Annotated in this window: 24 protein-coding genes; 10 read left to right on the top strand and 14 right to left on the bottom strand. The window is 56.7% G+C overall.

The features are described 5' to 3' along the window. Window positions 1-52 precede the first annotated feature (52 nt). From rpmB to AC3DKS_RS09405, 6 genes are all read left to right on the top strand, one after another. On the top strand, window positions 53-289 hold the full coding sequence (rpmB, locus tag AC3DKS_RS09430; protein ID WP_015755567.1) for a 50S ribosomal protein L28: 237 nt from the start codon (window positions 53-55) through the stop codon (window positions 287-289). A gap of 27 nt (window positions 290-316) precedes the next feature. After that, window positions 317-499: a 50S ribosomal protein L33 gene (gene rpmG, locus AC3DKS_RS09425; RefSeq protein WP_015755566.1), complete on the top strand. Its 183-nt coding sequence runs from the start codon at window positions 317-319 to the stop codon at window positions 497-499. A 6-nt stretch (window positions 500-505) separates the two neighbouring features. Then, a complete protein-coding gene (locus tag AC3DKS_RS09420) occupies window positions 506-658 on the top strand; it encodes a DUF4295 domain-containing protein (RefSeq protein WP_083760737.1) in 153 nt (50 codons plus the stop codon). A gap of 187 nt (window positions 659-845) precedes the next feature. Then, window positions 846-1,808, top strand: coding sequence for a signal recognition particle-docking protein FtsY (ftsY, locus tag AC3DKS_RS09415; RefSeq protein ID WP_272607690.1), 963 nt, complete (start codon window positions 846-848; stop codon window positions 1,806-1,808). Continuing rightward, window positions 1,805-2,668 carry a DUF2911 domain-containing protein gene (locus tag AC3DKS_RS09410; RefSeq protein ID WP_272607691.1) on the top strand — a complete coding sequence of 288 codons (864 nt, stop codon included), beginning with the start codon at window positions 1,805-1,807 and terminating at the stop codon, window positions 2,666-2,668. Before ftsY ends, AC3DKS_RS09410 begins: the two co-directional genes overlap by 4 nt. Beyond that, entirely contained in the window at window positions 2,635-4,368 is a 1,734-nt protein-coding gene (locus AC3DKS_RS09405) for an amidase family protein (protein WP_272607692.1), read from the top strand. Before AC3DKS_RS09410 ends, AC3DKS_RS09405 begins: the two co-directional genes overlap by 34 nt. A gap of 3 nt (window positions 4,369-4,371) precedes the next feature. Here the strand turns inward: AC3DKS_RS09405 and AC3DKS_RS09400 are convergent, their stop codons facing one another. Beyond that, window positions 4,372-5,487: a serine hydrolase domain-containing protein gene (locus AC3DKS_RS09400; RefSeq protein WP_272607693.1), complete on the bottom strand. Its 1,116-nt coding sequence runs from the start codon at window positions 5,485-5,487 to the stop codon at window positions 4,372-4,374. A 92-nt stretch (window positions 5,488-5,579) separates the two neighbouring features. Between AC3DKS_RS09400 and rimO the strand changes: the two genes are divergently transcribed. Then, entirely contained in the window at window positions 5,580-6,884 is a 1,305-nt protein-coding gene (gene rimO, locus AC3DKS_RS09395; RefSeq protein WP_272607694.1) for a 30S ribosomal protein S12 methylthiotransferase RimO, read from the top strand. A gap of 20 nt (window positions 6,885-6,904) precedes the next feature. Here the strand turns inward: rimO and AC3DKS_RS09390 are convergent, their stop codons facing one another. From AC3DKS_RS09390 to AC3DKS_RS09330, 13 genes are all read right to left on the bottom strand, one after another. After that, the gene (locus AC3DKS_RS09390; protein WP_272607695.1) at window positions 6,905-9,061 is read right to left on the bottom strand and encodes a DUF349 domain-containing protein; all 2,157 of its coding nucleotides are present in this window, start codon (window positions 9,059-9,061) and stop codon (window positions 6,905-6,907) included. Between the two features lie 88 nt (window positions 9,062-9,149). Then, on the bottom strand, window positions 9,150-9,902 hold the full coding sequence (locus AC3DKS_RS09385; RefSeq protein WP_272607696.1) for a shikimate dehydrogenase family protein: 753 nt from the start codon (window positions 9,900-9,902) through the stop codon (window positions 9,150-9,152). Then, the gene (locus AC3DKS_RS09380) at window positions 9,895-10,914 is read right to left on the bottom strand and encodes a DUF368 domain-containing protein (RefSeq protein WP_015755558.1); all 1,020 of its coding nucleotides are present in this window, start codon (window positions 10,912-10,914) and stop codon (window positions 9,895-9,897) included. The genes AC3DKS_RS09385 and AC3DKS_RS09380 overlap by 8 nt, the downstream gene beginning before the upstream one ends. After that, window positions 10,914-11,843, bottom strand: a complete 930-nt coding sequence (locus tag AC3DKS_RS09375; protein WP_272607697.1) for a DUF368 domain-containing protein — start codon at window positions 11,841-11,843, stop codon at window positions 10,914-10,916. Before AC3DKS_RS09375 ends, AC3DKS_RS09380 begins: the two co-directional genes overlap by 1 nt. Window positions 11,844-11,870: 27 nt before the next feature. Then, window positions 11,871-13,271, bottom strand: a complete 1,401-nt coding sequence (locus tag AC3DKS_RS09370; protein WP_272607698.1) for a tetratricopeptide repeat protein — start codon at window positions 13,269-13,271, stop codon at window positions 11,871-11,873. An 86-nt stretch (window positions 13,272-13,357) separates the two neighbouring features. After that, entirely contained in the window at window positions 13,358-14,551 is a 1,194-nt protein-coding gene (locus tag AC3DKS_RS09365) for an aspartate aminotransferase family protein (RefSeq protein ID WP_272607699.1), read from the bottom strand. 3 nt (window positions 14,552-14,554) lie between these two features. After that, entirely contained in the window at window positions 14,555-16,246 is a 1,692-nt protein-coding gene (locus AC3DKS_RS09360; RefSeq protein WP_272607700.1) for an OstA-like protein, read from the bottom strand. A 40-nt stretch (window positions 16,247-16,286) separates the two neighbouring features. Continuing rightward, on the bottom strand, window positions 16,287-17,558 hold the full coding sequence (locus AC3DKS_RS09355) for an adenylosuccinate synthase (RefSeq protein ID WP_015755553.1): 1,272 nt from the start codon (window positions 17,556-17,558) through the stop codon (window positions 16,287-16,289). 7 nt (window positions 17,559-17,565) lie between these two features. Beyond that, on the bottom strand, window positions 17,566-18,024 hold the full coding sequence (locus tag AC3DKS_RS09350; protein WP_015755552.1) for a Fur family transcriptional regulator: 459 nt from the start codon (window positions 18,022-18,024) through the stop codon (window positions 17,566-17,568). A gap of 86 nt (window positions 18,025-18,110) precedes the next feature. Beyond that, window positions 18,111-20,318, bottom strand: a complete 2,208-nt coding sequence (locus AC3DKS_RS09345) for a RelA/SpoT family protein (protein WP_272607701.1) — start codon at window positions 20,316-20,318, stop codon at window positions 18,111-18,113. 93 nt (window positions 20,319-20,411) lie between these two features. After that, on the bottom strand, window positions 20,412-20,846 hold the full coding sequence (locus AC3DKS_RS09340; protein ID WP_272607702.1) for a hypothetical protein: 435 nt from the start codon (window positions 20,844-20,846) through the stop codon (window positions 20,412-20,414). Window positions 20,847-20,873: 27 nt separating this feature from the next. Then, window positions 20,874-21,278 carry a PH domain-containing protein gene (locus tag AC3DKS_RS09335; RefSeq protein WP_272607703.1) on the bottom strand — a complete coding sequence of 135 codons (405 nt, stop codon included), beginning with the start codon at window positions 21,276-21,278 and terminating at the stop codon, window positions 20,874-20,876. Window positions 21,279-21,285: 7 nt separating this feature from the next. Continuing rightward, the gene (locus AC3DKS_RS09330; protein WP_272607704.1) at window positions 21,286-22,326 is read right to left on the bottom strand and encodes an alpha/beta hydrolase; all 1,041 of its coding nucleotides are present in this window, start codon (window positions 22,324-22,326) and stop codon (window positions 21,286-21,288) included. 112 nt (window positions 22,327-22,438) lie between these two features. Here AC3DKS_RS09330 and AC3DKS_RS09325 point away from each other — a divergent pair, with 112 nt between their 5' ends. The 3 genes from AC3DKS_RS09325 to AC3DKS_RS09315 are packed head-to-tail and all read left to right on the top strand — an operon-like array spanning window position 22,439 to window position 25,386. Continuing rightward, on the top strand, window positions 22,439-23,734 hold the full coding sequence (locus tag AC3DKS_RS09325; protein ID WP_272607705.1) for a CitMHS family transporter: 1,296 nt from the start codon (window positions 22,439-22,441) through the stop codon (window positions 23,732-23,734). Between the two features lies 1 nt (window position 23,735). Next, window positions 23,736-25,082 (top strand): acyclic terpene utilization AtuA family protein, encoded by a 1,347-nt coding sequence (locus AC3DKS_RS09320; protein WP_272607706.1) that lies wholly within the window; start codon window positions 23,736-23,738, stop codon window positions 25,080-25,082. A 4-nt stretch (window positions 25,083-25,086) separates the two neighbouring features. Further along, complete coding sequence (locus tag AC3DKS_RS09315; RefSeq protein ID WP_272607707.1) at window positions 25,087-25,386, top strand: AtuA-related protein; 300 nt, start codon at window positions 25,087-25,089, stop codon at window positions 25,384-25,386. Window positions 25,387-25,389 lie beyond the last annotated feature (3 nt).

Raw genomic sequence — 25,389 nt, 5'->3', positions numbered from 1 at the left:
CGAAAAATGCCGTAAATTTGCACCCTGTTTTGAACCAAGAAATTGTAGCGCAATGTCTAAAGTCTGTGAACTTACCGGGAAACGAGCCCAATTTGGCAATAACGTTTCGTTTTCGATCAACAAGACGCGTCGGAGATTCGATGTAAATCTTTCAAAGAAGCGTTTTTATATCCCGGAGGAGGACCGCTGGATTACCCTCAAGGTATCGGCCCGGGCATTGAAGGCGATTAACCGGAAGGGGATTTCGGCAGTGCTCAAGGAGGCAAAACAGAAAGGTATCATCCAATAAGTCATCAGACACTAAAGCGATTGCACCATGGCTAAAAAAGGCAACAGAGTACAGGTGATCCTGGAGTGCACCGAGCACAAGGAATCCGGCATGCCCGGGACCTCCCGCTATATCACGACCAAGAACAAAAAGAATACGCCGGACCGGCTCGAATTGAAGAAATTCAACCCGATCCTCAAGCGTATGACTGTTCACAAAGAGATAAAATAAGGAAACATGGCTAAGAAAACAGTAGCAACGTTACAATCATCGTCCAAGCGGCTGACCAAGGCTATCAAAATGGTCAAGTCTCCGAAAACAGGGGCGTATACTTTTGTGGAGGCAGTAATGCCGCCCGAAATGGTGAATGACTGGCTCAACAGTAAATAAGAGCATTGCATATATAGAGTGAACCGCCTTCCTTCGGGAGGGCGGTTTTTTTTGTTACCTGTGCCAGCCGCCGTCACGAAGATTATTCAGGAACCCAGGGCGGTAAATGTTGGACGGTCCCGGGTCTCCCGCGGGTTGGGGAGGGGAATCGTTAAAATGCTATCTTTGCCCAACAGCACGCCATCCCATGAGTTTATTCAAGAAAATCTTTTCCTCAGAGAAAAAGGAGACCCTGGACAAGGGGCTCGAAAAATCCAAGACCAGTTTCTTTTCCAAACTCGGCAAGGCCGTGGTAGGGAAGTCCAAGGTGGACGACGAAGTCCTGGACAACCTGGAAGAAGTACTCGTGACCTCGGATGTGGGGGTTGAGACCACCCTGAAAATCATCGGGCGCATCGAAGAACGCGTGGCCCGCGACAAGTATGTGGGCACGGACGAACTGGACCGGATCCTCCGGGAAGAAATTGCCGGGCTGCTCGAAGAAACGCATTCGGGGGAGGCTGCCGAAGTAAGCCTGCCCGAAGTGGATGGTCCCTACGTGGTGATGGTCGTGGGCGTGAACGGGGTCGGGAAGACCACCACCATCGGCAAGTTGGCGCACCAATTCAACCAGCAGGGCAAAAAGGTAATCCTCGGCGCGGCAGATACCTTCCGGGCGGCAGCCATCGAACAACTGGAAATCTGGGCAGAGCGCGTGGGGGTGCCCATTGTCAAACAGCGCATGGGAAGCGACCCGGCCTCCGTAGCTTTTGATACGCTGAGTTCCGCTGTGGGCCAGCAGGCCGATATAGTCCTGATCGACACGGCCGGGCGGCTGCACAACAAGGTGAACCTGATGAACGAATTGACCAAGGTGCGCCGGGTAATGCAGAAAGTTATCCCGGGTGCACCCCATGAAGTCCTGTTGGTGCTGGACGGTTCCACCGGGCAAAATGCTTTTGAGCAGGCCCGGCAATTTACGCGGGCCACCGAGGTCAATTCCCTGGCAGTCACCAAGCTCGACGGCACGGCCAAAGGGGGCGTGGTAATCGGCATTTCGGATCAGTTTGGGATTCCGGTGAAATATATCGGTGTCGGGGAAGGGGTTGAGGACCTGCAGGTATTCAACAAATACGAATTCGTGGATTCTTTCTTTAAACGACAGTCTTGAAGCTCCTGCTCTGGATCGGACTGATGTTGATGCTGACTGGCGCGTATGCCCAGTTACGTCACCCAAAGGCGAGCCCGGCACAGGAAATCCGCCAGGAGATTGGGCTGTGCAGTATCGGCGTCTCCTACTCGCGCCCGGCTGTTCGCGGACGGGAAATATTCGGGGAACTGGTGCCCTATGGCAGGATCTGGCGGGTGGGAGCGAATGAATCGACGAAAATCAGGCTGAGTTGCCCCGTTTTGGTTGCCGGGAACCCGGTGCCTGCCGGCACTTACGCCCTGTATGCCTTCCCGGAGGAAACCGCCTGGGAGGTGGCGTTTCACCGGGATACCACGCATTGGGGGGACGGGCGGGATGCCTACAACCCCGCCGAGGACCTCTTCCGCTTTGAGGTATATCCGGAGGTCGCTTCGGAAGGCAAAGAGAATTTCGAGATCAGCTTTGACAGCATCCGGCACGACGGGGCCCAAATGGTCTGGCACTGGGACCATACCCGCATCCGCATCCCGATTGCGGTGGATACCCGAAGTGCCATGGAGGCGGAAATCCAACGGGCACTCTCCCGGGATCCAACGGCCCAGACCTATTACGAGGCTGCCCGCTACCTGCAGGAATCAGGCAGGGACACCGACCGCGCCCTGGACTATGTAGACCGCGCCCTGGAACTCGGGGGCGACACGTATTATTTTCACCGGGTCCGATCCCTGCTCCTTGCCCGGAAAGGTGCCCTGAAAGAAGCCATCCGGGCGGCCACACGGTCCATGGAGCTCGCAAGGGCAGAGGGCAAGGATGAATTTGTTCGCATAAGCAAAAGGAATATCGAACTATGGAAAAACCAGCTAGCATCCGAAGGCGGATAGTATTTGTATTGGGCATTTCGTCCCTGATGGCATGTGCCGCCCTTCAATTTTCCTGCAAGGATGGGAACACCTCTGCAGATCGCGCCCGGGAAGATGTTCCCGAGCGCATTTGGGAGCCCTATGACGACGCCTCCGAGGTAGCGGCCAATGCCGATCACCCCAACCGGAGGATGCGCTATAAGCTGATTCAGTCCCGGGTTACCGACAAGAACGATATCTTCCGGCCCTTATACGCGGAGGCGCTTTCCCTGGACCCCGCCCGCTACCGGGAGGTACGAGGCCTCATTCTGGGGCGTTCCATACCGGAAATCCAGGAGCAAATCCTTGGCGGTACCCTGACCTATGAGGAATTGACGCGCTTTTTCCTCTATCGGATCTACACCTACGAATTGCCCCATGCCACCACGCTCAATACGGTCCTGGCCATCAACCCGAACGCGCTGGAGGAGGCCCGTAAAAAGGACGAAGTCCTGCGCCTGGTGCCGGACGCTGAGCGGCACCCGGTCTTCGGCATGCCGGTCTTACTCAAGGACAATATCGACACGGAATCCATGCCGACTACCGCCGGGGCAGTGGCCCTGCAGGAGAACCGCACGGAAGATGCATTTATCGTGAACCAGCTGCAGATGAACGGGGCTGTGATTCTGGGGAAGGTGAACCTGAGTGAATGGGCCTACTACTTTTGCGACGGATGTCCGGTGGGTTACAGCGCTCTGGGCGGCCAAACCCTCAATCCTTACGGGCGCCGCCAATTCGAAACGGGAGGCTCCAGTTCGGGAAGTGGCACGGCCGTGGCTGCAGGATATGCCATGGGGGCCGTGGGAACCGAGACTTCCGGCTCCATCCTGTCTCCTTCCGGCCAAAACTCCGTAGTGGGCCTCAAGCCTACCGTGAGCCTGCTGAGCCGAACGGGAATCGTGCCGATTTCATCCACCCTGGATACCCCGGGCCCGATGGCCCGTACGGTTACCGATGCCGCCATCCTGCTCGACGCCATGCGGGGCTATGATTCCGAAGACCCCGTTGCACTGGAAACCCCAACCCTGATAAACGGACACCGGGTGGAACCTGTTGCCCTTGCGGGCCGCCGCTTTGGTATTTTTGAGGCCATTTCCGAGTCGGATTCCCTATACCGCCGCGCCATCCGGGTATTGCGGGAGGCCGGTGCGGAAATCATCCCGATTACCCCGCCGGAAACAGACCTGGATGGCTTTTCGAAACTGCTTAATGGGGATATGCGAAAAGACCTGCCCGCCTACCTCCAAAAACGCGTTCGCAACCGGGATGCCGTGCGAATTTCCGACGTGGCCGACCTGGTGGCCTTCAACAGGGAGGACAGCCTGGTCCGTGCTCCCTACGGGCAGGGAAGGCTGGAGGGAATCCTCGGGGATACTACCGGCCCGGAAGACCTCGAGGCTCTCAAAGCACGCCTTTTGGCAGCCGGTATGGATTATTTCACGGTACCCTGGAATGCCCATCAACTGGACGCCGTGCTATCGGTGAACAACCGGCATGCGGCCTATGCCGCCCTGGGGCGCCACCCCGCCCTGTGCGTGCCCATGGGGTATCGCGAAAGCGGGGAACCAGCCGGGCTCACCTTTATTGCCCGTCCCTTCCAGGAGAAGCAATTGCTCGAATTGGGCCGGGCATTTGAAATGCGTTTACCGGTCCGAAGGATGCCGGAGGGGTATGCCGATTAAAAATCAGAGGTTCATATAGGCACTGAGGTGCTGCCAGAGCGTATTGTCAAAACTGGAGGGTCCTGCCAGGCTCTCCCCCGCATCGTCCCCCATCCGGATAATGACGAGTTCCTGAGAAGGCACAATATAGAGTTTCTGGTCGTTCTTGCCCAGCCCGGCAAGGAGGTCGGAAGGAGCCTGCGGCATCAGCTCCCCGGGGAAGACCACCTGGGACGCGGGTAACATATAGCTGCTTTTCCCATTGAGCCACCACAGGTAGCCGTATGAGGCGTTCAACGACTGGGACGGCGTCAGCATGTCCTCCAGGAAATCCCCGTCCACCAGGATTTCAGTATCCCCCCAGCTGCCGCGTCCGAGAACCAGGAGCCCGAACCGCGCCATGCTGCGGGCCGTGCTGAAATACACATTGTTGCTGCCATTGGTGCTGAACCATAGGCCGTCCATGCCAATTCGGTTGCGCAGGCGGGAGTTGAAAAAGGCGGTGAAGCTTTCCGAGGTCCCTGCCGCCACCACGGATTGCAGCAAAGTATACGGGCCATTGTGATAGGCCCATCGCTCCCCGGCATCGGCCAGGTACTGCAGGCAACCCGGACTGACGCAATCAAATGCCAGGTCGTTCAGGCCCGTGGTCATCCGGAGCTGGTCCCCCACGGTGATCAGGGCTTCCTTTTCGGCCGGGGCCGAAGTCCATCCCGCGCCGAGGTAGTCGGAAGTGGCGTCCCCCGTGTCGATAAACCCTTCCTGCACGGCCAGGCCTACAGAGAAGGCCGTAAGTGTTTTTCCCGCTGAGGCCCAGTACCAAAGGCTGTCCCGGGTAAACGTCCCGAAATACGTCTCTTTGGCTATGCGTCCGGATTTCAGGATAATCAGTGCACGGGTACCGCTGGAAGCCAGGAATGTATCGAGATCCGACTCGGCTGCGCTGTCCCAGCCCAGGTCGGAGGGGTCGGTGGTTTCCCATTCGGCAAAGCTGACCGGATCCGGAAAGTAGCGTCCGGTTTCCGCGGGAGGCGTGGTATCGGCCGGTTCCGTATCCGAGGTGCACGAGACGCCCGCTGCCAACAGGACCAACAGGGTTGCGGCAGCTGCAATTGATATCTTTTTACCGGGCCAATACATATACAAATAACGAATTCCGCGCCATTTTCGTCTCCCGGGAGCCGAACTTCCTGCCGTAGTTCGTACTTTTGCGCCCCAATCAACGATTTGGCATGCGGACAAAATCTTCCAAAAAGAACCGGATAAACGTGGTGACCCTGGGTTGCTCCAAAAACCTCTACGATTCCGAGGTGCTCATGGGGCAGCTGAAGGCCTCTGAGAAAGACGTGGTGCACGAAGGGGAGGGGAATATCGTTGTGATCAATACCTGCGGGTTTATCGCCAATGCCAAGGAAGAAAGCGTCAATACCATCCTGGAATACGTCCGACAGAAGGAAGACGGCCGGGTAGACCAGGTCTTCGTGACGGGCTGCCTGAGCGAACGCTACAAACCGGACCTGGAAAAGGAAATCCCGGATGTGGACGCCTACTTCGGCACGCGCGATCTTCCCCGGCTCCTGAAAGCCCTCGGGGCGGATTACCGGCACGAACTGGTAGGGGAGCGGCTCACCACAACCCCGGCCAACTATGCCTACCTGAAAATCGCCGAAGGGTGCGACCGACCGTGTTCATTTTGCGCTATCCCGCTGATGCGGGGCGGGCATCGCAGCCAGCCGGTCGAAGACCTGGTCCGGGAGGCGGAGTCCCTGGCAGCCAAAGGGGTCAAAGAGCTCATCCTGATAGCCCAGGACCTTACCTATTACGGGCTGGACCTGTATAAGAAGCGGGCCCTGGCCGATTTATTACGCGCCCTGGCGAAGGTTGAAGGCATCGAGTGGATCCGCCTGCACTACGCTTTCCCCACCGGTTTTCCGATGGATGTTCTGGAGGTCATGCGGGCTGAACCGAAGGTCTGCAACTATATCGATATCCCGTTGCAGCACATTTCCGACCCCATCCTCAAGAGTATGCGGCGCGGAACCACCCGGGCAAAAACAACCCGGCTCCTGGAGGCTTTTCGGGAAAAGGTTCCCGGGATGGCTATTCGCACAACGCTGATAGTGGGATATCCCGGGGAGACCGATGCAGATTTTGAAATCCTGAAAGAATGGGTGCGGGAGACGCGGTTTGAGCGCCTGGGCTGTTTTACGTATTCCCACGAGGAAAATACCCATGCGTTCAACCTCGAAGACGATGTTCCCGAAGCGACCAAACAAGCCCGCGCATCTGAGATTATGGAGTTGCAGGCCCAGATTTCCTGGGAGCTGAACCAGGAAAAGGTGGGGAAGACCTTTCGCTGTATGATCGACCGGCAGGAAGGCGGGTATTTTATAGGGCGTACGGAATTTGATTCCCCGGATGTGGACAACGAAGTGCGCGTGGATGCCGCAAAACATTACCTGAGGGTTGGGGATTTTGCCGAAATCCGGGTGACCGAGGCGGGAGATTTTGACCTGATCGGCGAACCGGTGGCCTAGCGTATTCCCGTGGCGCCGGGTTACCCGGATTGCTGAGAAGCTTCGGCTTTCTCCGAGTTGCCGGAATCCTGGTTTTCTGAATCCTGGTTTTCTGAATCCTGTCCGTCGGTATCCGTTTCCCCTTCCGTATCCTCCGAATCCCCGGCCTCTTCGGCCCGGTTGCGCTCGTTGCGCAGGATGTTCAGCTTTTTCAACTTGGCCTTCCAGTTGGCCAGCGTTTTCTTTTGCCGGTCGATGTTGGCGATCACATCCTTCACCAGCGGGTTGTCCTCGGAGGGATCCGAGAAGAATTCCAGGTTATTCTCCAGCTGGCGGATGGCGCTTTTGTTTTCCTCGATTTTCTTTCGGACAAATTGGCGTTCCTGCTCAATGGCGCGGGAATCTTCTTCGTCGGACAGCTTCTGGATCTTGTTGCCGTATTTCAGGATATCCGCTTCCGCCTTGCTGACTCCCAATTTCCGGAAGAGCGCATCCAGGATCTTGTAGAATTTGGCATTCAGGTGTTTCTTGTTGCCCGGTATCCGGCCGACACCCTTCCATCGGCTCAGGAATTCCTGGATGTTTTTCAGGTCCGCTTCCCGCTTTCCGCTCAGGTTGAAGCCTTTCAGCTCGTCGAGAATTTTTTCTTTCTGCTCCAGGTTTTGACGTTCCGATGCATTGGATGAATTCCTCCGGGCGTGGAGCCGGTCGAAGTAGTGGTTACAGGCTGTTTTGAACTCCTTCCAGATTTTGTCCGAATATTTGCGGGGGACATGCCCAATCTGCTTCCACTCCTGCTGGATTCGTTTCATTTCCGGGGTAGCCGCATCCCAGTCCTCGCTGTCCTTGAGCTCCACCGCGCGGGCGAGCAGGGCGCGCTTTTTCTCCAGGTTCTCCTGTTGCTCTTTTTTCAGGTTCTTGTAATAGGCATTCTTGGTGCGGTTGAATTTCCGCACAGCCCCCTTGAATGCCGACCAGGTAGCCTCATTGTCTTGCTGGGGGACTTTCCCCGCCTGGAAAAATTTCTCGCGCAGGGCCTCCACCTGGCGGATCTGTTTTTGGATGGCCCGATGGCTGGAAGCGACGTTATCCGCAATTTCGGCGATTTCGGCAATGAGTTGCTTTTTGGTCTCGAGATTCGCTTCGTGCCGTTTCTCCAGTTCCCGGAAATGGTCCTGCCGGCGTTGGTGGATGGTCTTGGTTGCGGCGCTGAAACGATCCCAGATTGCTTCCCGTTGATCCTTGGCTACCGGCCCCACCTCTTCTTTCCAGATTTTGTGCAGTGTCTGTAATTCCCTGAATGCCTTGTTGAGGTCCGGTTCCCCGGCAAGTGCTTCGGCCCGTTCAATCAATTTTAGCTTTTCCTCCAGGTTGTGTTTGAAGTCCAGGTCCCGCAATTCCCGATTCAGGTGGAGGAAGTCGTAGAAGATTTCCACATGGTGATGATAGGTCCGCCAGACGTCGTTGTACTGGGTGCGGGGTACCGGGCCTGCCTGCCTCCAGCGCTCCTGCAGGTCCTTGAAGTGCTGGTAGGTGGTGTTCATGTCCTCCTCCATATTCACCAGGCCTTTGAGCTCTTCGATAATTTCCTGGCGGATGGTCAGGTTTTTCCGGAGGTTTTGTTCCAGTTCTTTGTAGTACTGGTTTCGTTTTTCCCGGTATTCCGCGTAAAGTTCGTTGAATTGCCTTTTGGTTACCGAGTTATACCGAAAATCCGCTTCGTTTCCGCCACGATCTACGAATTCCTCCTTTTTCTGCTCGATAAATTCCTGGAATTTCTGGTCGAACTCCTGTTTGATCCCGTCCACATGGCGCCGGATGGCCTGTACCTTTTCTGTCCTGAGCAATCGCTGGAGTTCGCCCACGAGGTTTTCCATAGAAAGGGCGTGGTAATCCAGGAAGGGAATCTGGTGGCGGCGTTCGTTTTCCGAATCCTCGGCGTCCTCAGCGTTGGAATCGTCTATTTCCTTTTCCGAGTCATCTGCGTCGGCAGGCCCTGCTTCCGGCCCTTCAACCTTTTCCCCGGTCCCGGTTACGGGGTTCTCGGCCTCCTCCGTTTTACCCTTTTTGTCCACTTCACCCGCTTCACCCGCTTCGCCCGACGAGCCTGTAGCCGGACTTCCGGACGGATCCGGTTTACCTGGTGTTTCTTCCCCCCCTGCAGCTTCGTGCAGTTCTTTGTTTTCCTCTTCGGACATGCGATAGATTTTTCAGTGCCTGCTCGGATGCCTTTCTAAGATACTAACAAGCGGCCGAGAAACAAAAGTATTCCTGCCTTCTTTTGGCTTAGTTGCCGGGTGTTGCTGCTGGTGCATTCCAAAGCTTCCAGGCATGTTCGGCCTGGATCTCCAGCATTTCCAGGCCGTTTTTGATCCGGCTGCCCCGGGAGCGGCCTTCGGAGAGGAAAGCGGTTTGCCCCGGGTTGTATATCAGGTCGAACAACAAGTGTTCGGGCCCCAGGGCTTCATAGGGGATTTCCGGGCGGGCGTCTGTATTGGGATGCGTACCCAGGGGCGTGGTATTTACTACAATCTGCACCTCCCGGAGGGTCGGGGCGTCGAGCCCGGTATAGCTCAATTGTCCGGGCCCGGGGTTCCGGGAGACATAGCGGAAACGGATCCCGAGTTGCTCCAGGGCATGGGCCACCGCCCGGGAGGCCCCGCCGGTACCGAGGATCAATGCTTCCCGGTCGGCGGGCAGCAGCAGGGGCCTGAGCGACTCGCGGAAACCGGTGACATCCGTGTTGTGCCCGGTGGTGATTGAACCCTGCAGGCAAATGGTGTTTACCGCCCCGATCCGGGCCGCTTCCGGGGCAATATGGTCCAGAAAGGGCATGACAACCTGTTTATAGGGGATGGTTACATTCAGGCCCTTCAGATCCGGGTATTCCCCGAATAAGGCCGGAAATTCAGAAATGTCGGCCAAATCGAATATCTGGTAGGTATAATCCTCCAGCCCCAGTTTGCGGAATTTCTCGCCAAAGTATCCCGGCGAAAACGAATAGGAGATGTCCTTCCCGATAAGCCCGAACCTATGCATTGCGTTTGCGGTTTTTGCCGTACCACTCCAGTAAGACCAGGATGCCGATACCGACCCCGATAAACACCAGGGCCCAGAGGTTTTCCGGATTCCCCGTGTCTGGCAGGTAGCGCTCGTAGTTGCTGATGATTTTATCCCCGTTGGAATCGAGCAGGGGCTGCCCGTCAGGTCCGGTAAGGAAGATTGTTCGCTTCCACGGCCATACCACCCCGAGCGAACCGGTAATAAAGCCGATAATCACGGCGGTGGTCAGGTGTTTGTAATGCTTGAGTACATAGCCCAGCAGGTGCGACAGGGTTACCAGGCCGGCAGCCGAACCGGCCGTGAAAACCGCCAGGATACGCAAGGTGTTCAGTCGGTCGCTGTTGCTGATAAAACTGAAATCCCCCTGGAATACTTCGATCAGCGTGTCGTAAAGCGCATTGACCGAGTCCACCAGCAACAATACGTAATTCCCCAGGAGAATCAGTATAAACGACCCGGAGAGCCCCGGAAGGGTCATCCCGGATACGCTGATGATGCCGCAGAAAAATATAAACCAAAGATTGTCGTTTTCCCGGGCCGGGCTCAGGAAGCTGATGGATATCCCGATGAGCAAGCCGAGCACCCCGGCCGGCACGGTGCGCCGATTCCAATGCTCGTAGTCCTTGGAAATAAAATAGATCGATCCAATGATCATCCCGAAAAAGGCAGACCAGACGTAGAGTTCTTTCCGTTCAAGGAAGTAATCGAGCAGCTGGGAAACGCTGAAATAGCTAAAGAGCATCCCGAGTATCAGCAGGGAGAGGAACGGCCCGTTTACGTACCGGTAAAAACTGCGGAACCTGCCGCCGATGATCAGTTTAATTGCCTTTACGTTGAATTTTTGCAGGGAATAGATAAACTCCTCGTAGAACCCGACCACGAAGGCGACAATCCCCCCGGAAACCCCGGGGACCTTGTTGGCGGCTCCCATGGCGAGTCCTTTGATAAAAAGCAGGAACTTATCCGATATGGTTCTGGGCTGGTGCATCAGGCGGTATCGTTTTTCCGGTCGGCAACCCGTTCCAGCAGGAAGATCAGGGCGAACCCCAGGATGGCCAGCAGGACGGCCTGCCAGAGCATCGGGTTGCCTTCGAAGTTCCAGGGCGCTACGTTCGCCTCCCGGATAACCACGGCTTTATCGTCAAACATCCGGGTTTCGAGCACCTGTTTCCAGGGCCAGATTTTCTGCAGGGAACCGATGATAAAACCAGTCAGCAGGGCCAGCGTCCCGTTGCGGAACCGCACGAACATCCATTTGAGCAGCCGGGCAAAACTCAGCAACCCGAACACGGCTCCCAGGCCCAGGGCCAGGAGAACGGCCAGGTCGCGCTGGTGGATCGCGTCGAGAGCGGTTTTATACCCCCCGAGGAGCACCAGGATAAAGGCGCCGGAGATTCCCGGCAGAATCATCGCACAGATGGCCAGTGCCCCGCAGAGGAAGAGGTAGGCGAGGCCGAATTCCGGATCGGCGGCCGGGAGGGAAACCACCAGGGTGGCCAGGGCAATGCCCGCCAGGAGCATGACCCAGACGGCCAGTCGCCAGCGGTCGATTTGCCGGGCGACGTATAGGATGCTGGCCAGTACCAGGCCGAAAAAAAATGCCCAGAGCAATACGGGGTGTTCTGCCAGCAGGTAGCTGAGCAGGCGGGATAGCGACAGGACACTGATGACGATCCCGGCAAAAAGGGCGAGCAGGAAATTCCCGTTCAGGGCTTTCCAGAAGGCGCCGAACCCGTTGGACGACCAGACGCGCAGCAAGTTCGGACGTATATTGTCGATGGAGGTGATCAGTTCCTCGTAGATGCCTGATATAAAGGCAATCGTGCCGCCTGATACCCCCGGAACCACGTCGGCAGCGCCCATGGCCATGCCTTTGAGCATTACCCAGAAATAATGAAGCCTACTGCGGTTTTCCATAGCAATAAAAAAGCAAAAGTAGCTTTTTTATTTGGAAGCTTTCCGGCATTCGCCGATGATCCGCTGGGCCCATGAAGCCCCGTATAAATCCGGGTATTGTTTGCGGAATTGCCTGAGTTTTCCCGGGGCCTGCTCCATGGCGGTACGCAGGTGGATGCAAGCCATACGGTCCTTGCCGAGTATCCGGCAAACCCCGGCCATCAGGTATTTCAGTTCGGCGGCTTCCGGGTGGAATTCCGCCCCCTGTTTAAGGACTTCGGCGGCGGCGGCCACTTCCTGGTTGGCGAGCAGTACCCGGGCCCACTGCAGCCAGGTACCCAGTTCGTAATTGCCCAGGTCCACGGCCTGCTTGTAGGCGAAATCGGCCTGGTCCAGTTCGCCCAGGGCCTGATGGATCCGGCCGCAACGCGTCCAGTACGCGGCGTTTTCCCCGTCGATATTGATGGCCTTGTTGATGTACTCGCGGGCCTTGGTGTAATTTTTCTTCCGGAAATAGTAATCCGTGATCGCCAACCACCCCTTGTCGAGCAGCGGATCTTCGTGCACCGTAAGGTAGTAGTAATCCCGCGCTTGTTCCTCCATCCCCAGCTTTTCGTGGCAACGGCCGATACGCAGGTAGGCGTGGGAGGTAGGGTCGTCCATCCGAGTGGTTACCAGGTAATTTTCGATTGCCTCCTGGTAACGTCCGAGTTTTTCCAGGACCTTGCCTTTTTCAAAGTACGCCCCCAAAAAGCTGTCGTCGGATATGATTGCAAAGTCGAAAGCCGCCAGGGACTCCTCCAGGAGGTCGATGGCGTCGTACTGCTTCCCGAGCTGGTGCCAGGCAACCTGGCAATACGGACTGGATTCCAGGTAATTGTTCAGGTACCGGATGGCTCCTTCGTAATCTTCCTGGAACTCGAAACAATAGACCACGTTGTACAGGGAGGCGTAGTCTTCGGGGTCTGCCTCCAGGCATTTCATAAAGCAGGATTGCGCTTTCCCGTATTCATCCAGGAAGAGGTATTCCATCCCCAGCAGGGAGTACACCTCAAAATCATTCTCGGATAGCTCCAGTGCCTGCCGGAGGAGCTCGATGGCACCCCGGTGGTTGTCTTTCTTGGAGCAGATATTGGCACGTTGGATAAAAATCTCCTCATTGCGGGAATCCAGGAGTTGCAACTGGTCCAGGATGCGTTCGGCCCGGTCCAGCTTATTCTCGAATACCAGTACCTCCACCTGGAGCAATTGCAGTTCCAGGGAGTCCGGGTGCTGCTCCAGCCCCATGCGGATCGCCTTCTTGGCCAGGGCGATTTTTCCGTTGTTCAGATAGTGGTGGATAATCTCCTCAAAATCTTCAGAATCAAAGAAGTAGACCTCGTCGGTCTTCAGCATGGATTCAAATTTCAAGATGGAGTGGCTGGGTTGTTCATTCGGATCGAGCGTCATAAATATCCGTTTGGGTTCCGTATGGATTTAAAAATATTTTTTTGAGGGCTTGTAATGGGGTAACGGCGGGCTTTGTTATCAACAAATTAGTTAACAGGCGCCTTGGGACAGGTGTCGAGCAACTCCAGCAGCATCTGGCACCCCTTCCGGATTTCCTCCTCCGAGATGGTCAGCGGGGGCGTAATCCGGACGGCCCGGGGCTCGAAAAGGAGCCAGAAAAGCAGCAGCCCCCGTTCCATGCCCCGGAGGATGACATGGTCCGCTTCGGCCGGGTCGCTGAGGATGAGCGCAAGCATCAGCCCCCGGCCGCGAATTTCCCGGATGCGCGGGTGTCTCAGCAATTCCCGGAAAAGCATTTCTTTGCGGGTGATCGCTTCCATCAGCGTTCCCTCCCGGAGTACCCGCAGGGTAACCAGGGCTGCCGCAGCCACCACGGGGTTGCCCCCGAATGTCGTGATATGCCCGAGCTTGGGGCGGGTACTCAGGGCAGTCATGTGCTCTCTCGAAGCGGTAAAGGCACCCACGGGCAATCCCGAAGCCATACCTTTCCCCATGACCAAAATATCCGGGATACATCGATAGTGTTCAAATGCGAAGAGCTTGCCTGTCCGCCCGAATCCCGGTTGGATTTCATCCAGGATGAGCAGCGTCCCGGTTTGGCTGCACCGTTCCCGAACCTGCTGCAGGTAACCTTCCGGGGGTAGCAGGAATCCGGCACCGCCCTGGATGGTTTCCAGAACCACGGCTGCCGTTTTCCCGGTAATTTTGTCCAGGTCCCCGGCATGGCCGAAGCGGATGTGCCGGACATCCGGTAGGAGCGGGCGGAAAGGGGCCTTGCGGGATTCCAGGCTCATCAGGCTCAGGCTGCCCAGGGTATTCCCGTGGTAGGCGTCCCGGGCGGCGAGGATTTCGGACCGGCCGGTTACCCGTCTGGCGAGTTTGATGGCCCCCTCCATGGCTTCGGTTCCGGAATTTACCAGGTAGGTGGTTTCGAGCGGGGCCGGCAGGGCCGCGGCCAGTTCCCGGCAGAAAGCCACGGCGGGTTCCATGGCAAACTCCCCGTAAACCATTACGTGCAGGTATTTCCCGGCCTGTTCGCGTATGGCGCGGACCACTTCGGGATGGCAATGCCCGAGCGTGCAGGCCGACACCCCGGCGATCAGGTCCAGGTACTCCTTCTCCCGGTCGTCGTAGACATAACTGCCGGAGGCGCGCAGGATATTGAGGCCCAGGGGGTGCGGCGTAGTCTGTGCCTGGTATTTGAGGAAATCGTCATCCACGGCTCAGGATTTTTGGGAATCGGTCTTGGTCCCGCTGCGGCGGAGCGCCGGCCGGCCCTGGTCGTCTTTGGGGAACCGGGGCCCGTCCGGGTCGGGGGGCACGGGTTTGGATTCCAGGTCGATGGGTTCGCTCAGGCCCCGGATCACCGGTAGTTCCAGGTTGTTGTCGTCCTCGTCGAATACGTCCTGCCAACGGTACATCCGCTCGTCCCCGCGCCAGATAAAACCTTCCAGGATACGGCTTTCCTCGGGCAGGTCCGCCTCGGGATAGATCACCCCGTCCGGGTCAATGAAGAAGGTGATATCCTGTATCTCGCTCGCTTCCATCAGCAGGCGGATGCGGCTGCAGACCGTCTTGTCGATGCCGATCAGCTCGTTGTCGTCGTCATACATGAAATAGACCACTTCAGTATTGCCTACCAGGTCGACGATCTTTAGCTGGTCCTCGATGAATTTGCCGAACAGATCCTTGCCCTTGGCCTGGTTGTACCCCCGGTGCCCGATGGTGTCTTCCGAAATAAGGAAGGCATTGCCGAGGACTTTCAGGGAATCGGGTTTCTGGGTTTCCAGATCGCTGAGCAGGTAGATGCTGTCGCCGGTCATCTGGTTTTCCAGATTCCAGATTACCGGCTCCCGGATGAGTTGGGTAATCCCGGTCCGTTCCTCGAAATGGATGGAATCGCACTTGCCGCTCAGGTCGGTTTTAAAGAATTTTGCGTTCCGGTAGGCCCGCAGGATCCGGGCGTCAGGCGCTCCGGTGACCATCAGGGTATCCCCGTGCATATAGAGTGAATCCTGCTCCACCAGGCTGATGGAGACGGCCCGCCGCGTGGCGAAGACGGAGTCCCTGGCCCGGTGCACCTCGGCGTAGTGCGCCCGGATAACGCCCTTGTTGATGGTATCCGTGATGACGATGTTGTTGGTGGCCGAGGCGAATTCGGAGGCCTTGTCGAAATACACGCTGTCCCCTTCGATGATGCGGTCGTTGTAATGAATCTCCGTATTGCGGATCCCGTAGCCCTGTTCCACACGCGTGTCGTAGAAACCCCGCTCGCAATAGAGCGTATAATCCTCCCCGGTAATCGTGGACGGCCCGTACATATATGCGTTCTTGGAATTCGTGTAGTAGTCCAGGCGGGTAGACTCCAGGGTGTAGTCCGGGTTCTTGATCAGCACGGAGTCCTGGAACTGGTATTTCTTGGGAACCATAAAGTAACGTCCCACCTCGCTGGTAAGCGTATTAACGGAGTCCACTATCCGTCCGAAGTCCCTGTAATAAGCTTCCTGGCGCTCCCGATCAAAATAGAGCGTATCCGTGGTCAGCGTCATCGACTGATTCTCGAGGCGGACGGATTCGTATGCCTTCGCCAGGCGGAGGTTCCCGTTGTATTCCACCCGCCCGCTGGTCATCAGCACCGAGTCGCCCTGCTCCAGGCGGACATTCCCGATGGCTTCCAGGCGGTTGTCCTTCTGGTAGAGGAAGGCGTAGTCGCACCAGAGGTCGGCCCCCTGGTGTTCGAACTGGACCTGCCGGGTATCCCGGCTGAATATAGAGGCTCCCGGCCGCAGGGATTCGTCCTTGGTAAAGTTCCCCCCGTAGACGATGTTGATCTTCCGGTTTTGGGTACTATCGGCCTGGGCCCGGGCTATAGGGATGGACAACAGGCAGGCCAATATGAGAACAAGAATTCGCATCGGGGTTAATTTGTCCAAAAATAGCACAATTTCAACCGCCTCAGCGGCGAATGGTCTGGACGCGGTCCGGGCCTACGGAAACGATTTTTATCGGGGTTTGCAGGGCATCCTCCAAAAAAGCGATGTAATCGTTCAGGGCTTCGGGCAGTTCGGAGGCCGATCCCATGGCGGTCAGGTCTTCCTTCCAGCCGGGCATTTCCGTGTAGACGGGCGTCAGGTGTTCGGCCTCGAGCGTATAGGGGAGGTGGTCGATGGTTTCCCCTTTGTATTTGTAAGCCGTACATACCTTGATGGTTTCAAACCCGCTCAGTACATCGGCCTTCATCATCATCAACTGGGTAACCCCGTTAATCCGGACAGCGTACTTCAGGGCCACCAGGTCCAGCCAGCCGCACCGGCGGGCCCGGCCCGTGGTTGCGCCGAATTCGTTGCCCACCCGGCCCATGGTTTCCCCGTCCTGGTCAAAGAGTTCGGTAGGGAAGGGGCCGCTGCCCACGCGGGTGGTATAGGCTTTGAAAATCCCGAATACATCCCCGATGGTCCCGGGGGCTATCCCCAGTCCGGTACAGGCCCCTGCAGCTGTTGTGTTGGAGGAGGTGACGTACGGATAGGTGCCGAAATCGATGTCCAGCAGGGAGCCCTGGGCTCCTTCGGCCAGGATGCGTTTCCCGCTATCCAGCGCCTGGAAAAGGTACTCTTCGCTGTCGATGAATGTTAGTTTTCTGAGCGATTCCACCGCCTGGAGGAAGTCGGCTTCGAGCTCCTGCAGGTTGTACTGGATGTCCACGTCGTAAAAATGGATCATCGCCTCGTGCTTATCGGCAAGCGCCCGGTATTTGTCCCGCCAGTCGGGTAATTCCAGGTCGCCCACCCGCAAGCCGTTCCGGCCGGTCTTATCCATATAGGCCGGCCCGATCCCCTTGAGGGTGCTGCCAATTTTTGCCTTGCCCTTGGCCGCTTCGGAAGCGGCGTCCAACAGGCGGTGCGTCGGCAGGATCAGATGGGCTTTGCGCGAAATCAGCAGGCTTTTTACCGGGTCTACAGGGAAATCGGCAAGTTTTTCCAACTCGCCCCGGAAGATGACCGGGTCGATCACCACCCCGTTGCCCACCACGTTGACGGCTTTGGGGTGGAATATCCCGGAGGGGATGGTATGGAGCACGTGCTTGATACCGTCGAATTCCAGCGTGTGCCCGGCATTGGGCCCTCCCTGGAAGCGCGCGATAATATCGTAATCGGCGGTGAGTACATCGACGATTTTTCCTTTTCCCTCGTCCCCCCACTGGAGGCCGAGCAGCAGATCTACAGGCATGGGTCGTTTATGAATCTTTGGCGGTTTCCTCGCTTGGGTTACGGGTTCCGTAGAAGTAGAGCGAGTGATTGTTGATTTTAATGTCAAAGACCTCTTCGATGGTCTTCTTGATGGATTGGATGCGCGGGTCGCAGAACTCCACGACTTCCCCCGTATCGGTCAGGATGACGTGGTCGTGCTGCCGGTCAAAATAGGATTTCTCGTACTGCGCCTGGTTTTTGCCGAACTGGTGCTTCCTCACGAGTTTGCACTCCAGGAGCAGCTCGATCGTATTGTAGAGCGTAGCCCGGCTAACCCGGTAGTTCTTGTTTTTCATCTTGATATAGAGCGATTCGATATCAAAATGGTCGTCGCTGTCGTAGATTTCCTGGAGGATGGCATACCGCTCGGGGGTCTTGCGGTGTCCGTTCTCTTCCAGGAAGGTAGTGAAGACATTTTTGACGATTTCCTGATTCTTGTCGGCCATGGGCAGTGGTGCTACATCCGCCTACAAAAATACGCTTAAAATTAGGAATAGCCGCACGATGCAACTGATTTTAGGGCCGGGGGGCGTCAGGTGCGCACCACCTTGTCGATCCCGTTGATTTCCTTGAGGTTGGACACGAGTTTCTTCAGGATGGCCTTGTTTTTCACCACCACGGTGATTTTCCCTTCAAAAGTACCCCCGTCCGTACTGAAATTGATGTTGCGCATGTTTACGTGCATCTCGTCGGATATGAGGTCGGTGATGTCGTTGATCAGCCCCATGTTGTCGATCCCGCTCATGCGGATCTGCGCGGTGAACTCCTGCTGGGTGGAATCCACCCATTTGGCCGAGATGATCCGGTAGGCGTAATTGGACTGCAGCGAAATGGCATTCGGGCAATTCTTTTTGTGCACCTTGATCCCCTCGTTGACGCTGACAAAACCAAAGACGTCGTCTCCCGGGATCGGGTTGCAGCACTTGGACAGCGTGTATTCCAGCTTCTCCTCCTCCTTGCCGAAAACGAGCATGTCGTATTTGGAGGTGATCTCTTCCCGGTCGATGTCCTTGGGCGGTTCCTTCCGTCGGATCTTGTTTTTGAAAAAGCTGATGAAGGCGTTGTTGTAGGAGGCGGCAAAATCCCGGATTTGCTGATTGTCGATGGCGCCGTTCCCGACCCGGTAGAACAGGTCCAGGCTGGTCTGCAACTTAAAGTAGGTGACCATTTTATTGACCACGTCCTCGTTCAGCGTGACTTTCTGGGATTTCAATTTCCGGCGCAGCATTTCCTTGCCCTCCATTGCGAGCTCTTTCTTCTCTTCGCGCAGGGAGGAACGAATCTTGGAGCGGGCCCTGCCGGTTGTGGCGTAATCCAGCCAGTTCTGGTTGGGCTTGGCGCTTTCCGAGGTAATAATCTCCACCTGGTCCCCGCTTTTCAAAACCGTGTTTAGCGGGACCAGTTTGCCGTTCACCTTGGCCCCCCGCGTTTTCAACCCCACCTCCGTATGGATGTGGAAGGCAAAATCCAGGGGCGTGGCCCCTTTCGGCAGGGATTTCAGATCGCCGGTAGGGGTAAAGACGAAAATTTCCTTGGAATACAGGTTGAGCTTGAACTCCTCCACAAAATCCACTGCATTCCCGTTGGAGCTTTCCAGGGCTTCCTGCAGCCGGTTCAGCCAGATTTCGATACCCTGTTCCTTCTGGTCGCCGTGCTTGTATTTAAAGTGAGCCGCGTAGCCCTTTTCGGCAATCTCATGCATCCGCTCCGAACGGATCTGCACCTCCACCCAGCGCCCCTTGGGTCCCATCACGGTAATGTGAAGCGCTTCGTACCCGGTGCTTTTCGGGGAGGAAATCCAATCGCGCAGCCGCACCGGATTGGGCGTAAAGTGGTCCGTGACAATTGAGTAGATCTTCCAGGCGAGGAATTTCTCGTTCTTCCGGTCCGATTTATAGATAATCCGGATGGCGAACTTGTCGTAGATCTGGTCGAAGCCCACATTTTGGGCCTGCATTTTCCGCCGGATGGAATAGATGGACTTCATCCGTCCCTTGATATGGTAATTCAACCCCTCACGGTCCAGGGAATCCTGGATAATGGCGGTAAAGTCCTCAATGTACTTGCCCTGTTCTTCCTTGGTGTCTTCAATCTTGCTGAGGATGTCGTTGTAGACCTCCGGTTCGGTGTATTTCAGGCTGAGGTCCTCGAGTTCCGTCTTGATGTTGTACAGCCCGATACGGTGGGCCAGGGGGGCGTAGATATAGAGGGTTTCCGAGGCGATCTTGACCTGCTTGTGCTCCGGCATGGCATCCATGGTCAGCAGGTTGTGGTAGCGGTCGGCAATCTTGATAATGATCACGCGCACGTCGTCGTGCAGGGTCAGCAACATTTTGCGGAAATTCTCCGCCTGCTGGGAAATATTCGTATCCTTTTTCAGGTGGGCGATCTTGGTGAGCCCGTCTACGATTCGCGCCACGGTTTCCCCGAACATCCGCTCGATGTCGTTCAGCGTGTACGGGGTGTCCTCCACCACGTCGTGCAGCAGGGCCGAAGCGATGCTCACGGCATCCAACCCAATTTCCGAGGCGACGATCTTGGCCACGGCGATGGGGTGGAACACATAGGCCTCCCCGGATTTGCGCCGCTGGTCCTTATGGGCGTCCACAGCCACGTCAAAGGCCTGCCGGATCAGGCGCTTGTCCTCATCGGAGAGCGTCTGGTAGCTGATGCGAAGCAGTTCCTTGTACTGCTTGGCGATCTCCTTGTTTTCTTTCTGTATCAGGGTCTGCGTTGCCATAGACTAAAAATAGTGCAAATCTGTTGGTATACCAACAAAAACTATGCCTGAAGACCGCAGGAAAAGGCCGTTCACCGAAAAGTCAGCAGAGTATTACTCGCCCCGGATCACCTCCAGACGGTACCAGACTGTTTCGTCCCTTCTTGCAGCACTCCGCATCAGGTAGACACGGATGCGGTACTCCCCGGATTTATCCGCGACTCCTTCGAACAGGTTACCGGAAGTGGAACCGACAAACACAGCCTCATATTCTTCCCCGGGCTCCATGATATTGAAGTAGTTGGCGCCATTCCGGGTGGCCATGCTGATATTCATATACTGCCCGGCTGTAATTTGGAACAGGTAATCGGCAATCTGGTAGCCTGAAATACTGTCGGTAACCACAGTGCTTCCGGATCCTGGGGCCCATTCAATGCGTTCGGTTCGTATTTCCGGATCGGCCTGGGCATTCGATCTGGCCGGGATTAGCAGGATGCCGGAACCGAGTGCCAGTCGGGTCAGGAATTTTTTCGCGGCTTTAAATTTCATTCAGTCCGGCCTTTAAATTACTTTGTTTTAAAGGGTCACCTGGATTTGGGGATTCAGCGATTTTAGCGTCCGGATAAAATCGGCCTCATTTTTGGGCGAAATCAGCGTGCTGCGTTCCCCATAGTGCACAGCCAGCCGCTTTAGTGACCCGGCCGGGGAGGCTATCGGGTTGTAGGAGCGTTCAATACGGTGTATATCAACTACGGGTATGTGGATATTTACCAGGAAAATGACGTGGATATGCAGGGAATCACCGGTAATCGCGTACCGTGTGCCTGCCAGGACCACGACGATAAAAATTGCGGCGAAGAGGTTGATGGCAACCCCCAAATAAGTGCCGTCCCGAATCATCAGATACGTTGTGGGTACAAATACCGCCCCAAGTATAAGTACGAGTACGGGACTGATGCGGGAGGCGAATTTTTTCTCCATGATAGTATTAATCGGTCCCAAAATCCAGGTGGTCGTCAAAAAACGGGAGCATATCATTCGGGATCCGGCCGTCTTTGGTATAAATCCCGCTGACGTGGGTGCCGATGTATTCTTCGGCCGAATGGTCAATATTGGCATTTTCCAGCCGTTGGCTGAACATGTCGCACTGCTGGGTAAACCGTTCTCCCGCATTCCGCCCCCAGTCCAGGGCGATAGCGCGGAGTTGCTGCAGGTTTTCCAGGTTGTCCTCGATCATATGGACCGGCATGTTTTCCTGCCATTTGGCCAGAATTTCCGGCCGGGTAACCAGGGAATCCCCCTCGTAGACAAAGGGGACATCGCAGTAGAAGGGCGGGTTGTCCGGATTGGGTGACCAGGAGCGCCCGAAGGCCACCATAACCTTCGGGAAGTAGGAATTTTTCAGCTCCTCCGCCGTCCGGATTTGGGCAAGTTCCCTGAAGGTGCTGCTGTTGGGGCCGTATTCGCGCACAATGGCGAGTGCCCCCGGGCTCAGGGCGTATACGCTGCTGAAAATTTCCGGGTGGTGCATGGCGAGTTTCAGCGCCCCGTATCCTCCCATACTGTGGCCGGTTATCCCCCGGCTATCCTTGTCCGGTAGCGTCCGGTAGTTGGAATCCATGTAGTTCACCAAATCAAAAGCGGTAAAATCCTCCCAGTTTCCGAACAACCTGGAGTTACTGTAAAAACTACCGTCGTAGGAGGTTTTCTGGTCGCTGATCACCAGGATAAACGGCCTGATCTTTTTTCTGGCGATGGCATGATCGAGCACTTCCACTACCTGCGGATAGAGCGTGTGGTCGCCCATGAAACCATGAAGGAAATAGATAACCGGGTAACGTTTGCCGCTCGTTTTGTAGCCAGGCGGCAGATACACGGAAACGGCGCGGGTGGTTGCCTCGCCCATGGGGTTTTCCAGGCGGGTGGAATAGAGGGAATCCACAACAACGGTTCCCTTGTCCGGCTGGGCGCTCAGGGGCACACAGGCAGCGATAAGGAACAGGGTCAGGAGGGTCATTTTTATCTTCATAGATATCGAATGGCGTAGTTTGTCCTGAAAAGTACGGAATATCGCGAAAAATCCAGGCCGTTTCACCATTACCCGCGGAAAGCTTTATTTTAGGGGCCAATTTAAACCGGCCATGTTAGCACTCCTGGGCGTCCTTACGATCGTCATCCTCCTTTACCTGATCATGAGCAAAAAAACCTCCGCGGTTGTCGCCCTGATCCTTGTTCCCCTGGCCACGGGGCTTGCGGGAGGGTTTGGCACGGAACTTTTCGGTTTTATGACTAATGGTATCCGTTCGATCGCCCCCACGGGCGTCATGTTCATCTTCGCCATTTTATTTTTCGGAATCCTCACGGATGCCGGCACCTTCCGGCCCATCATTGAACGGCTGATCCGCGCTGCCGGAAACAACCCGGCCCGGATTACGGTGGCGACTGCCCTGTTGGCCATGTTGGTCCACCTGGACGGGTCCGGGGCGGTGACCTTCCTGGTGACCGTCCCCGCATTCCTGCCGCTATACGACACGATGAAACTCCCCCGGACCACCCTGGCGACAATCGTAGCCCTGGCGGCGGGAACCATGAATATCCTTCCCTGGGGCGGCCCGACCATCCGGGCGGCTTCCGCCCTGGAGGTACCTGTAACCGAACTGTTTAACCCGATGCTGGTACCGGTGCTCGCCGGCCTGTTGTTTGTTTTGGTGCTGGCCTATCGCTTTGGGCGCCGGGCGGGCGCAACCACCAGGGAGGCAGCCGAATTCCCGGACACAAGCACCCTGGAGTTACCCGAGCCGGAACCCGGCCTGGAGCGCCCGCGGATGTTTTGGATCAATATCCTGATGATCCTTGCAGCTGTTGGCTTCCTGATTTCCGGTTTTGCCCCGCCACATGTGGTTTTTATCATCGCTTTTGCCCTGGCAGTCACCCTGAATTACCCGAAGCTGGAGATGCAGGCCAAACGTGTCAATGCACACGCGGAAGCCGCCCTGCTCATGGCGGGCATACTCTTTGCCGCCGGCTGTTTTACCGGGATCCTCCAGGGTTCCGGAATGATCGATGCAATGGCCCAGGGATCGGTGGCAATCCTGCCGACATGGGTCGGGAACCACCTGGCTGTAATTACAGGGGTCCTGTCCATGCCGGCCAGCCTGCTGTTCGACCCGGACTCCTTTTACTTTGGTATCCTGCCCCTGTTGGGGTCGACCGCGGAATACTTTGGCGGGGATGCGCTGGAAGTTGGCCGGGCTGCCATTACCGGGCAAATGACCACCGGTTTTCCCGTAAGCCCGTTGACCGGGGCGACCTATTTACTGGTTGGCCTTACGGGCGTGGACCTGGGTGATCACCAGCGCAAAACAATACCGTACGCCTTCCTGACCTCCCTGATTATCCTGATTGTATCACTCCTTATCGGCGCAATATCCCTGTAATATGGCTGACAAACTACGAATCGGCAGCGGTGCAGGCTATGCGGGAGACCGGCTCGGACCTGCCCTGGAGCTTATGCGGCACGGCAACCTGGATTACATAGGCTTCGAATGCCTTGCCGAGCGTACCATTGCCCTGGCGCAGCGGGAAAAGGACCGGAACCCAACGGCAGGCTATAACCCGATGCTTGCCTACCGGATGGAGCATGTGCTGCCCCTGGCCCACCAAAATCGCATCGGGGTGGTAAGCAATATGGGGGCTGCCAACCCGGCCGGGGCCCTGGACGTGGCGGCATCAATCGCCCGACAACATAGGCTCCGGGGCATGCGGCTGGCTGCCGTAACCGGGGACGATGTCCTGGATCAGATCCGCAGGCAGCCCGAACTGGAAATCCTGGAGACCGGCGAGCCGTTGGGAAGCCTGTCGGACCGGATCGTATCGGCCAACGCTTACCTGGGCATTGGCCCGATCCTGGAAGCCCTTCGGAACGGGGCGCAGGTCATACTTACCGGGCGCGTGGCCGACCCGGCCCTTTTCCTGGCACCCATGGTGCACGCATTCGGCTGGGATACCCGGGATTACGGTTTGCTGGGCCGGGGGACCCTGGTCGGGCACCTGCTGGAATGTGCCGGTCAGATAAGCGGCGGGTATTTTGCCGATCCCGGTAAAAAGGACGTCCCGAACCTCTGGGACCTGGGCTTCCCATTTGCCGAGGTAACCCCTGATGGCAATGGCTTTATCGGAAAGCTCGACGGCAGCGGCGGTCGGGTGAGTACGGCAACGGTTACAGAACAGATGCTCTATGAAATCCACGACCCCTCCGCCTACCTTACCCCGGACTGTATCGCCGATTTTTCCAGGGTCCGCCTCAAAGCGACAGGGAAGGACCGGGTTGCTTTTTCCGATGCCGGAGGGATGCCTCCCACGGATACCTACAAGGTCAGTGTAGGCTACCGCAACGGATACCTCGGCGAGGGGCAGATGAGTTACGGCGGAGCCAATTGCCTTGAGCGGGCCCGGCAGGCCGGGGACCTGGTAAGGCGCTGGCTCAGGCCCTATTCGGGGGAGATAGAAGATTTGCGGGTCGATCTGATCGGGTTGGATTCCCTGGGCCCTGCGGGCGATTCGGCACAGGGGGCTGCACCCCGGGAAATCCGGCTGCGGGTGGCGGGAAGGACCCCGGACCGGCAGTTAGCCCAATTGATTGCCAATGAGGTTGAGGCATTGTATACCAACGGACCGGCTGCCGGAGGGGGCGCGAGTAAACGGGTGGAAGAACTCGTGTCGGTGGCATCGGTGCTCCTGCCGAAATCAGCAGTCCGCACCCAGGCAACCTATCGCGAAATCTGAAATGATGAAACTACATGAACTGGCACATTCACGGACAGGCGATAAAGGAAATATTTCCAATATTTCCGTGGTAGCCTATCGCCTGGAAAATTATGACCTGCTCCGGGAGCGACTGACAGCCGACCGGGTGGCTGCCCATTTCGCCTCCCGGGGCGTCACCCGCGTGCTGCGCTATGAATTGCCCCAGCTCGGCGCCCTGAATTTTGTGCTCTATGATGCCCTCAGCGGGGGCGTCACTTCCGCAACTACCCTGGATAAGCATGGCAAAACGCTGAGTTCCTATCTGCTGCAGATGGAAATATAGGAG

This window comes from Robiginitalea sp. (assembly GCF_982776155.1).
Note: the sequence above shows the minus strand (reverse complement) of the source record. Positions and strands in the feature narration are given on the sequence as shown.

Excerpts from the sequence above, each read along its gene's own strand:
- AC3DKS_RS09390 (WP_272607695.1), bottom strand. The coding sequence starts at position 9,061 with ATGTCCGAAGAGGAAAACAAAGAACTGCACGAAGCTGCAGGGGGGGAA.
- AC3DKS_RS09315 (WP_272607707.1), top strand. The coding sequence starts at position 25,087 with ATGAAACTACATGAACTGGCACATTCACGGACAGGCGATAAAGGAAAT.
- AC3DKS_RS09385 (WP_272607696.1), bottom strand. The coding sequence starts at position 9,902 with ATGCATAGGTTCGGGCTTATCGGGAAGGACATCTCCTATTCGTTTTCG.
- AC3DKS_RS09345 (WP_272607701.1), bottom strand. The coding sequence starts at position 20,318 with ATGGCAACGCAGACCCTGATACAGAAAGAAAACAAGGAGATCGCCAAG.
- AC3DKS_RS09340 (WP_272607702.1), bottom strand. The coding sequence starts at position 20,846 with ATGAAATTTAAAGCCGCGAAAAAATTCCTGACCCGACTGGCACTCGGT.
- AC3DKS_RS09370 (WP_272607698.1), bottom strand. The coding sequence starts at position 13,271 with ATGACGCTCGATCCGAATGAACAACCCAGCCACTCCATCTTGAAATTT.
- AC3DKS_RS09325 (WP_272607705.1), top strand. The coding sequence starts at position 22,439 with ATGTTAGCACTCCTGGGCGTCCTTACGATCGTCATCCTCCTTTACCTG.
- rimO (WP_272607694.1), top strand. The coding sequence starts at position 5,580 with ATGCGGACAAAATCTTCCAAAAAGAACCGGATAAACGTGGTGACCCTG.
- rpmG (WP_015755566.1), top strand. The coding sequence starts at position 317 with ATGGCTAAAAAAGGCAACAGAGTACAGGTGATCCTGGAGTGCACCGAG.
- AC3DKS_RS09355 (WP_015755553.1), bottom strand. The coding sequence starts at position 17,558 with ATGCCTGTAGATCTGCTGCTCGGCCTCCAGTGGGGGGACGAGGGAAAA.
- AC3DKS_RS09375 (WP_272607697.1), bottom strand. The coding sequence starts at position 11,843 with ATGGAAAACCGCAGTAGGCTTCATTATTTCTGGGTAATGCTCAAAGGC.
- rpmB (WP_015755567.1), top strand. The coding sequence starts at position 53 with ATGTCTAAAGTCTGTGAACTTACCGGGAAACGAGCCCAATTTGGCAAT.
- AC3DKS_RS09330 (WP_272607704.1), bottom strand. The coding sequence starts at position 22,326 with ATGAAGATAAAAATGACCCTCCTGACCCTGTTCCTTATCGCTGCCTGT.
- AC3DKS_RS09400 (WP_272607693.1), bottom strand. The coding sequence starts at position 5,487 with ATGTATTGGCCCGGTAAAAAGATATCAATTGCAGCTGCCGCAACCCTG.
- AC3DKS_RS09420 (WP_083760737.1), top strand. The coding sequence starts at position 506 with ATGGCTAAGAAAACAGTAGCAACGTTACAATCATCGTCCAAGCGGCTG.
- AC3DKS_RS09335 (WP_272607703.1), bottom strand. The coding sequence starts at position 21,278 with ATGGAGAAAAAATTCGCCTCCCGCATCAGTCCCGTACTCGTACTTATA.
- AC3DKS_RS09320 (WP_272607706.1), top strand. The coding sequence starts at position 23,736 with ATGGCTGACAAACTACGAATCGGCAGCGGTGCAGGCTATGCGGGAGAC.
- ftsY (WP_272607690.1), top strand. The coding sequence starts at position 846 with ATGAGTTTATTCAAGAAAATCTTTTCCTCAGAGAAAAAGGAGACCCTG.
- AC3DKS_RS09360 (WP_272607700.1), bottom strand. The coding sequence starts at position 16,246 with ATGCGAATTCTTGTTCTCATATTGGCCTGCCTGTTGTCCATCCCTATA.
- AC3DKS_RS09405 (WP_272607692.1), top strand. The coding sequence starts at position 2,635 with ATGGAAAAACCAGCTAGCATCCGAAGGCGGATAGTATTTGTATTGGGC.
- AC3DKS_RS09380 (WP_015755558.1), bottom strand. The coding sequence starts at position 10,914 with ATGCACCAGCCCAGAACCATATCGGATAAGTTCCTGCTTTTTATCAAA.
- AC3DKS_RS09350 (WP_015755552.1), bottom strand. The coding sequence starts at position 18,024 with ATGGCCGACAAGAATCAGGAAATCGTCAAAAATGTCTTCACTACCTTC.